We start from the raw sequence: 6,480 nt of genomic DNA, 5'->3' as shown, positions 1-6,480 counted from the left end.
TGGCAAAGGTGTCCTTTTATATGATGATAATGCCCATAAAACTGGTATGGACGTTACTGCAAGCTTTGGGTACCGAAGTTGCCAGGCTGGGCCATGCCTTAGGCTTAGGCACCGGCAGTTTTGAAAGTTTTTACCTCTCCATTAAGCCGGGCCTGCTATGGGTGTATGACATTGTAAAGCAAATAGGCGGTTTGTTATTTGACCTTAATACCGGCAATATAAAAGGTATTTATAACGATATTAAAAACGCCCATCTGCCTGATATGGCCGTGTTAAAGTTTAAGGTTGAAAAGGAGGAAAGAGAGAACGCCCGAAAAGCCAAAGAGGACGCCTTTGCTGATTTGAAAGTTAAGCCGGACGAAGGTAAAAAGAATAACAAGCTTGATAATTCAGGCGCTGACAGCGTAAAGAAAATTGGTGAAGGCAGCAAGCAGGTACGCAACATTACCGTAAACATCGACGCGTTTAACAAAGGCGGCATTAACGTTTCCAACACCCAGGGCTTAAAGGGGATGAGCGCCGGTGATATTGAAAAATGGTTTAACGAAATGCTGATGCGGGCTATCATCAACCTGGAGGCTAATCAGAACTAAATGGGCCTGCCTGAAACCGCTCAATTTATTCGCCTGGTTGATAACATCAGCCGGGCCATTGACAGGCTGCCTAACCGCGTGGCCACGGAAGCGGTGAACTTTAGCAAGCAGCGGTTTGTAGATCAAAACTGGCTGGATAGTTCGCCAAAGCCCTGGAAGAAACGAAGCGACAAGTCATGGAAGCGGGATACCCGGAAAGGCCGGGCCATATTGGTAGATAAGGCCGTATTGAAACGGAGCGTGCGTAAGATCATCAGCACACCTACGCTGATCATTATCGGCACGGATGTTCCATACGCGCAAATACATAATGACGGGGGCCGGTTTACCGCGCATCAAACCGTTGGATCATACAGGCGTAGGGCTTACCAGGTTAAAGAGCATAGCCGAACCAGGGCGGGGCGCACGGAGGAAGTAAGGGCGCATAACGTAAGCGCCAGTACAGTACGATCCTTTAACCGTACCATCCACGTTGATATGCCGCAACGGCGTTTCCTGGGGCCGTCAGCAGCGTTAAACCGCAAGATTGAAACCCTGATGAGGGATGATATAGTAAAGGCCGCACAACAAAGCATTTGATTTCGGATTTCGGAATTTCGATTTCGGAATTTAAAAAAGAGTAACTAACTATTATGGATGATATATTACTGGCGGTTAATGCCGCGTTTACAGCAAAAGCAGCCTGGTTTACCAGCAGAGGATTAATACCGCCGCGCCTGATTGATTTTTATATGGGCCAGCCCGAAAACCCGGAAGAATTTGAATTTGTGTTACCGGCGCTATTTATGGACTATTCCGTTAGCTGGAAAATGACCGGCCAGTATTACGGCGGCCCGGCAACGCTAATGTTCCACGCGCTGCCGGATACAGCAGCGCCTACCGAAAACATCAGCGCCAGGCAAGCCGAAGGACTGCAAACCACGGTTTGGTACCGGCTGGTAAGACAGGTACTGGATACCGTTACCGGCGAAAACTTTCAGCAGCTGATCCGTGGCCAGGAACACACGGCCGCAACCGCTGATTTTAGGTACCATATTATGGATTATGGCACACAGGTTAGCGAAATACCTGGCCAGTACGTTGATAAATTTACCGATGGCAGTATTGAGGAGATCAATATCACCGGCGACGCAAAAGGCAAGTTTAGCGCATAAAAAAAGGGCCGCTTATACGGCCCTTAAACACTTTATACCTTTCGCTTGTATAGCGTAAATTCCTTAATGTAATATTTAACATCCGGCAAGCCTTCCCTTTGCAGTACGGCGATCCACCCGGCTAACTCCCCGTTATAAGGGCTAAGCTTATCAGTTAAGTAAGCCTTTCGCTGATCTTCAAGCGTTTCCTCAATTTGTTCAATCAGGGTTGCGTCCTTTCGTTTAATCGCGTCCTGATTGGTTAAAAGCGCTTGTAAAACCGCCTTTGGCGTGCGGATGATCATCACCGTGTCGCCGGGCTTAACGGGCTGCAGTTTGCCGTATTGGGCGTAAGTGAGTAGTGTGCTAAAGGTTAACAGCGTGATTAAGGTTAGTTTTTTCATTTTACTTCAATTGAATACCTTCGTTTTTATCCATTGTTCGGCTGATCATTCCCACCCACGAACTACCGTCGCGGTTTAAATCAGCCTTTGAGTTGTAAATGTAAATAAATATATGTGTTGGCGGGTTATGATATTTGTAACTTCCACGCATTGCGGCATCAAACAGACCGTTTAACAGGTGTTTAAGCCCGGCCTGATCCATTGGCTTATGTAGGAGGATCCGTTCGCTGTACTGTGTTTTAAACGGCACATCATACACTTTCAATTCGGCCACATCATAGTTTAAACGGGCCTGTTTAGGATAGGCCATGCCAAATAGTACCATGGGGATCATTAGCCATCGTTTCATAATGCGCTTATTTGTATCGTATACCGCCCCATCCTATAATCAAAGTCAAACGCTTGAATATCTTTAAAACAACAGATTATTACATTATCAACATAAAGATAATTCATGTTTCCATGTTTTATATTGGTGACCTTATCTCTAAAAAAGGCTGACATTTCCACGTCTGTATCAAAAACATAACCCTTTGCGCTAAACCTTTCCATGATAAGTTCCTTTAACCTCTCATGTATCTTGGTGGTAAAATTGTCCGTGATCTTGTCAATGTGCTTATAAATGCGATCACTCACTGGCACAACCCCTTCAATTAGCTTTATTTCCATAGTTCAAAGATATTTAATTTTGTTATTAAAAACGCCCGGCTAAATGCCAGGCGTTTAAGCTTCATCCCGCTTTTTGCAGGGCCTTTCGTAAGTGGTGCAAATAGTACAAGCCCTTTGCCCCGGCTTCTTTTGATTCAACATTGTCATCCCTTAGTAAGTGAATCGCGTAATCGAATTCAATTTCTTCCAGTACTGCACTTAATTCCCCCGGAGAAATTACTTCCGTCAACATTTTTTCTAATTCACTAAAATCCATTGCTTTTTTTTGTTTTATCGCCTGGAGGCCTTATACGAAATTTTTACTTTTTTAGTTCTTCGGGAATTCGCTTTCCCAGCGCCTTTGGTTCAAATAGGTTTCGGCATACAGCTTTTCCATGCGGGGCCGTGTGGCCAGGTAAGCATCATAAGCTTTGATATGCTCCATTATTAAATGGTGTTCTGTTTCGGTTAAGGCGTTCCAAAGCTTTTCGGCCCTGGCTTTGTTACCTACCTTGTAATTGTAGGCTTCCCAAAAGTCCTTAAACGCCACTTGAACGGCAATTTTAACGCAGGTAAGTGTTTTGCTACCCTGTACAAGCTTTAACAGTTCCTCCTTTGTAAAGGGGAAACGGCCAAACAGGAAGTTGTACTGGTCAATCTCCATTTGCGCCCGGTTATCATAAAAAACCAATGCGCCCAGGGTATTGTACCTCATTTCAATTTCGCCGGTAAAGGCCGTGCTGGAGATTAGTAGTTTAACCATGGTTATTTAATTTTTAAAGTCTCCCCTACAGAGGGAGATTTAGAGGGGGGCTGTGGCTTCCAGTACTTCCTGTAGGTTTAATGTTTGCTTAAAGTTGCGGGGTAACTCCTTGCCTGATGCATAGCCCTTGCTTTGCGCATAAGCATCAAGCGCCGTAAGCAGGTACGAGTACGAGTTATGCAGGGCCGATACGGCCGTCATAAAATTACAATCCATCGGAAATTCATAATCCATCGTGATCTCGTTGTTACAATGATCAGTTACCTTAATTACTATTGTGTGTTTTGTGAACATATTATTTGGTGTGAATGTCTTAAAAATACAACCATTGTGCTGCTTTTCATCGGATCGGCATATTTAGCGCCGGGTATTTTTGCAAATACCTTGTAGGTTTGATATTTGGTCACCTTTGCTTCGCCTTCGGCAATCTCCAGTACGGTTTTTTTGGCATCGTTCTGTTTGTAAAACCTATCGCCCATGACCAGGTTTTTAACTTCGGTTACCTCATTCCTGGTCATAGCGGTATCCTCACTTTCCAGGCTAACCAAATAGAAAAGCAGAGGTAAGCAATTAATACAACCATCAGCACTATCATGCTGTTAAAATCAAGCTGAACGGCATAGTACAGGCAGCGCCCGGCCTGGCTGGCCAGCGCCGCCAGTACTAAAGTGATCACCAGGCGTATGGCCAGCCGTTTTAGTTTTAAAATTCTAATTTCTTTCATGTTTAAGGGGTGTTTAATTAACTTTCAATAGTTCCAATTCCCAACCTCATGGCCAGTTCGCGTTCAAGCTTTGCGCCATCGCTATCCCACCAATCAGGCAACAGGTAAATGTAATCGGCATTGGCCAGCAGCATTACGCTAACGCGCATGGCTTCCTGCCAGTTGCAGTCTTCATCATTGATCACATCCACCGGGTTAAGCACAAAGAAGTCCATCGCCTCCAGTTCAAGTTGCTTGATTTTAAATTTAGCGGCTACCTCTTTATAGGGTAAGCCAGTAACCTTACCGGCGATATACACCACCGGCAGGTTTAAGGTATTGTCCAGCACTTCGGCTGCATTAACTGATTTAATCATTGAGTATGGTTTTAGTGATGTAGAAATAAGTATCGGCGGAGTTTCTATACTTAAAGGTGATCTGGTTTACCGAATCCAAAACCTGAACCTTTGCGGCCCGTAGCTGCATGTAGCGCATGTATTTACGGATCATTTCGTTTAAGGCTTGCAGGCCTGTTTGTGGCTTTTGTGCTACCAATCCCTGGCAGTACTCCAGCAGCCTTTGATATTCCCTATCATCAGGCAGTTGTTTTTTAATTGTTAATCTTAGCATTGTTTTTTTATTTGTGTGAACCCGGCCAGGGAAACGATCCCCGGCCTATGCTCCATAGCGGGTTAGTGTTATTAGTCCGTTACCGTTAAATCTTCAGTTTTAATAAATGTGTAATGTTCAAATCCACATTCAGGGCACTCAACACGCAAATCAATCATTTCTCCACCTCCATAATCGGTGAAGTCCGTTTTTATATCCTCACTGGATATTTCGGTTTTACATTTTTCGCAATTCATTTTTTATACCTCCTTTCTATAAATTAATTTTCCAGTAATAAGCCGTTTGTAACCTGGCGGTTGTATGTGCCGCCTTCAACATTCTCCAGGTGCAGGTAATTCTTTTTCTCTCTTTCGCTCAGATCGTCCCATTTTATCGGCTCTAATTCGTGCGGCTTGTAAAGGTTTGATTGTTGACAATAGATAGAAAAGAATACGTCTTTTAGTTCATTCCGCTTTTTGTTGCGGGTTTTATTGGTACGGCAGCGCCTGATGTGCGGCGCACAAAATATTATCCATTGCGCTTTCATGTGCCGCCTGAAATATTCGTAGGATGCGGTAAGAGTGATATAATCAAGGTAGGTAAGCTGCAATACAACTTCCTTTACACTGCCTGTTAGGCGGTATGCGCTATCTATACAATTGGCATCATTTAATACGGTTTTAGCCAGCCTGGCAATTAGCGACACTTCCATATCCGTACTGTATTTAAAATGGTATTTGCTTTTATCAATGCTCTCCAGGTCGATACCTTCCAGGTTGTATTTGGCCGGCATTTTATCCAGGGCTTTACGGGCCGCGTCCTTTTCGCCTTCGGTACCGCGCTTTACCAGTTCGTAAACTTTGGCCAGCTTTTGTTTTAGTTTTGGGTCTATCATGGCTTACGGTGTAAGGTTTGTTCGTAAAAAGGTTGATAATCAATGGCGTTAACGATATGGCCATCTAAGCAAAATGAGCTTACTCCAAGCGTGTCGCTATTACCGCTTACAAAGGGGAAATCAATACGAATTTCACCGGCCGAAACGACTGTGAACGGTTCGCCTTTAAACGTCTCATTGGCGCATGCGATCATGCTTTTTGCTACGTCAGCATGAACCAGGCCTTTAGGAAAGATGACAGGCACATATTGCACCATGCCATCTTTTAGTTTTTGTTCGAGCATTATATATTTCAATTCGCCTCCTCCTTCCTAATGATCCCCACAGTCCTTTTTACTTCGCCGTTCAGGTTGATATTGTAAACTGCAACACGCGCTCCCTCCCATACCAGCTTGTAACTCATCCAAATTGCGCCGGTAGTGTCGCGCTTTCGGTTTTGCATCCAGTTGTTTACCGCGTTTACAACGTTGCTAATGTCTCCGCTGCCAAAAGTGGGATCGTTGGCGATGGATACCATTTGTTTGATCTCGCTCCTCAATTCTAAATCCCAGGAGGTGTTCCTGGTGGTTTTTACTTCAAATACTATCATGTTCGTTAATTATTAAATTTGAACCCGGCCGGGGAAGCGAACCCCGGCCTATGCTCCAAGCGGGTTAATAAGCGATTTGATATTCGCCGTGTATAAGCCTTACAGGCTCGTTACGCACCGGCGAATACACCCAAACCGCATCG

Annotated in this window: 16 protein-coding genes; 3 read left to right on the top strand and 13 right to left on the bottom strand. The window is 44.5% G+C overall.

What is annotated here, in order from left to right:
• From QZY09_RS18015 to QZY09_RS18005, 3 genes are all read left to right on the top strand, one after another.
• Positions 1-593, top strand: a 593-nt coding sequence (locus tag QZY09_RS18015) for a hypothetical protein (protein WP_295674630.1), incomplete at its 5' end; no start/stop codon positions are given.
• Positions 594-1,172, top strand: a complete 579-nt coding sequence (locus QZY09_RS18010; protein WP_295674629.1) for a phage virion morphogenesis protein — start codon at positions 594-596, stop codon at positions 1,170-1,172.
• Positions 1,173-1,225: 53 nt separating this feature from the next.
• On the top strand, positions 1,226-1,747 hold the full coding sequence (locus QZY09_RS18005) for a hypothetical protein (protein ID WP_295674628.1): 522 nt from the start codon (positions 1,226-1,228) through the stop codon (positions 1,745-1,747).
• A gap of 32 nt (positions 1,748-1,779) precedes the next feature.
• On the opposite strand, the gene QZY09_RS18000 is transcribed toward QZY09_RS18005, so the two are convergent.
• The 13 genes from QZY09_RS18000 to QZY09_RS17940 all read right to left on the bottom strand — a co-directional run bounded on the left by QZY09_RS18000 (position 1,780) and on the right by QZY09_RS17940 (position 6,337).
• Positions 1,780-2,130 (bottom strand): hypothetical protein, encoded by a 351-nt coding sequence (locus QZY09_RS18000; RefSeq protein WP_295674627.1) that lies wholly within the window; start codon positions 2,128-2,130, stop codon positions 1,780-1,782.
• A 1-nt stretch (position 2,131) separates the two neighbouring features.
• Positions 2,132-2,479, bottom strand: coding sequence for a hypothetical protein (locus QZY09_RS17995; protein ID WP_295674626.1), 348 nt, complete (start codon positions 2,477-2,479; stop codon positions 2,132-2,134).
• Positions 2,476-2,799 carry a hypothetical protein gene (locus QZY09_RS17990; RefSeq protein ID WP_295674625.1) on the bottom strand — a complete coding sequence of 108 codons (324 nt, stop codon included), beginning with the start codon at positions 2,797-2,799 and terminating at the stop codon, positions 2,476-2,478. The genes QZY09_RS17995 and QZY09_RS17990 overlap by 4 nt, the downstream gene beginning before the upstream one ends.
• A gap of 61 nt (positions 2,800-2,860) precedes the next feature.
• Positions 2,861-3,055 (bottom strand): hypothetical protein, encoded by a 195-nt coding sequence (locus QZY09_RS17985; protein WP_295674624.1) that lies wholly within the window; start codon positions 3,053-3,055, stop codon positions 2,861-2,863.
• A 51-nt stretch (positions 3,056-3,106) separates the two neighbouring features.
• Positions 3,107-3,541 (bottom strand): hypothetical protein, encoded by a 435-nt coding sequence (locus QZY09_RS17980; RefSeq protein WP_295674622.1) that lies wholly within the window; start codon positions 3,539-3,541, stop codon positions 3,107-3,109.
• Positions 3,542-3,580: 39 nt separating this feature from the next.
• The gene (locus QZY09_RS17975; RefSeq protein WP_295674621.1) at positions 3,581-3,835 is read right to left on the bottom strand and encodes a hypothetical protein; all 255 of its coding nucleotides are present in this window, start codon (positions 3,833-3,835) and stop codon (positions 3,581-3,583) included.
• On the bottom strand, positions 3,814-4,059 hold the full coding sequence (locus QZY09_RS17970; RefSeq protein ID WP_295674620.1) for a hypothetical protein: 246 nt from the start codon (positions 4,057-4,059) through the stop codon (positions 3,814-3,816). Before QZY09_RS17970 ends, QZY09_RS17975 begins: the two co-directional genes overlap by 22 nt.
• Complete coding sequence (locus QZY09_RS17965; protein ID WP_295674619.1) at positions 4,056-4,265, bottom strand: hypothetical protein; 210 nt, start codon at positions 4,263-4,265, stop codon at positions 4,056-4,058. Before QZY09_RS17965 ends, QZY09_RS17970 begins: the two co-directional genes overlap by 4 nt.
• Before the next feature lie 17 nt (positions 4,266-4,282).
• Positions 4,283-4,621, bottom strand: coding sequence for a DUF4406 domain-containing protein (locus QZY09_RS17960; protein WP_295674618.1), 339 nt, complete (start codon positions 4,619-4,621; stop codon positions 4,283-4,285).
• Positions 4,614-4,874 carry a hypothetical protein gene (locus QZY09_RS17955; protein WP_295674617.1) on the bottom strand — a complete coding sequence of 87 codons (261 nt, stop codon included), beginning with the start codon at positions 4,872-4,874 and terminating at the stop codon, positions 4,614-4,616. The genes QZY09_RS17960 and QZY09_RS17955 overlap by 8 nt, the downstream gene beginning before the upstream one ends.
• Before the next feature lie 259 nt (positions 4,875-5,133).
• On the bottom strand, positions 5,134-5,748 hold the full coding sequence (locus QZY09_RS17950) for a hypothetical protein (protein ID WP_295674616.1): 615 nt from the start codon (positions 5,746-5,748) through the stop codon (positions 5,134-5,136).
• Positions 5,745-6,032, bottom strand: coding sequence for a hypothetical protein (locus QZY09_RS17945; protein WP_295674615.1), 288 nt, complete (start codon positions 6,030-6,032; stop codon positions 5,745-5,747). The genes QZY09_RS17950 and QZY09_RS17945 overlap by 4 nt, the downstream gene beginning before the upstream one ends.
• 8 nt (positions 6,033-6,040) lie before the next feature.
• Positions 6,041-6,337: a hypothetical protein gene (locus QZY09_RS17940; protein WP_295674614.1), complete on the bottom strand. Its 297-nt coding sequence runs from the start codon at positions 6,335-6,337 to the stop codon at positions 6,041-6,043.
• Positions 6,338-6,480 lie beyond the last annotated feature (143 nt).

It is taken from the genome of uncultured Mucilaginibacter sp., assembly GCF_903913935.1.
In the GTDB taxonomy this organism is placed as follows: domain Bacteria; phylum Bacteroidota; class Bacteroidia; order Sphingobacteriales; family Sphingobacteriaceae; genus Mucilaginibacter.
Note: the sequence above shows the minus strand (reverse complement) of the source record. Positions and strands in the feature narration are given on the sequence as shown.